The organism is Methylobacterium sp. WL103 (assembly GCF_008039885.1).
In the GTDB taxonomy this organism is placed as follows: Bacteria; Pseudomonadota; Alphaproteobacteria; order Rhizobiales; family Beijerinckiaceae; genus Methylobacterium; species Methylobacterium cerastii.
On the sequence record NZ_VRUX01000937.1, the window covers coordinates 1 to 1140 of the forward strand.

Below are 1140 nucleotides of genomic sequence, written 5' to 3' on the forward strand. Positions count from 1 at the left end.
GGGCGGCCCGGCGTCCTCGCCGCCCGATCCCCCGGCCGCCTTCCATGAGGCGCCGGGGATCGGGCGGATGCCGCCGACTGCGCCGTTTCCAGCGGTTGCGACGCCGACTTACTGGACGAGGTTGGCGGCGACGCCGTTGAAGGTCGTGGTCAGCTTGCTGCCCAGGAGCTTGAGGGAGCCGATGATGACCACGGCGACGAGGGCGGCGATCATGCCGTATTCGATGGCGGTGGCGCCGGACTCGTCGGAAGCGAACTTCTTGAACATGGTCTTCATGGTTGTGATCCTTGGTCGAAACACTTGCGAGGTGAACCGTCGAAGATCTGCTGTTTCGATCGGCGGCAGACGAAGAATGGCCGCCTCGCCTTGCCATTCGGTTAAATCGGTCCGCGAAAGCGGTCATCGAGGCCAAGACCTTCGGCATGGTGAAGAAAGCGTAAGATTTGGCGAGAACCGTGCCGGCCGCTTTAGCGCTTCTTTCACCAAATCCGTGTTGTCTCTTGTGACGAGCGGGTCGCCAGCTCCGTAGCACCGCACCTGCCTGCGGCGGCGACGCCTCGGCCCCGCACCCCAGCGTATGGATGAGTTCGAACAGCCGATGCGCCCGACCCCGCCCCGCCTCTCCCGACATGCTTTCAAGGCCAAGCGCCTGCCGAGCGCGGCCCTTGCCGTCGCGTTGCTCGTCACAGCAGCCCCGGCGCTGAGCGCCGAGACGCTGCCGGTCGTCACGGTGGTGGTCGACAACGCCAAGGTCATGCGCCTGCCGGAGCGGACGCAGACGGTGATCGTCGGCAACCCGATCATCGCCGACGTGACGCTGCAGAAGAACGGCGTGCTGGTGCTGACCGGCAAGAGCTTCGGCGCGACCAACCTGATCGCCCTCGACGCGGCCGGCGCGATGCTGGCCGAGACGACGATCCGGGTCGAGGCCTCCCAAACATCGGTGATCACCGTCCAGCGCGGCGCCGAGGAGCGGAACTCGTATTCCTGCACCCCGTACTGCCAGCCCTCGGTGCAGCTCGGCGACTCGACCAAGTATTTCGGCGAGGTCAGCGGCCAGGCCGAGAGCCGCCGCAGCCTCGCCACCGCCGGGTCGACGCCGGCCGGGCACTGACGCTTCGGGCTGCCCGGAGCGTCCGC

The 1140-nt window shown here is 67.1% G+C and carries 2 protein-coding genes; one reads left to right on the plus strand and one right to left on the minus strand.

Features of this window, described 5'->3' with window-relative positions; genetic code table 11:
• Positions 1-108: 108 nt before the first annotated feature.
• Entirely contained in the window at positions 109-276 is a 168-nt protein-coding gene (locus tag FV222_RS26855; RefSeq protein WP_147764236.1) for a Flp family type IVb pilin, read from the minus strand.
• A 322-nt stretch (positions 277-598) separates the two neighbouring features.
• Here FV222_RS26855 and FV222_RS26860 point away from each other — a divergent pair, with 322 nt between their 5' ends.
• Entirely contained in the window at positions 599-1114 is a 516-nt protein-coding gene (locus tag FV222_RS26860; protein ID WP_147764237.1) for a pilus assembly protein N-terminal domain-containing protein, read from the plus strand.
• Positions 1115-1140: the final 26 nt, after the last annotated feature.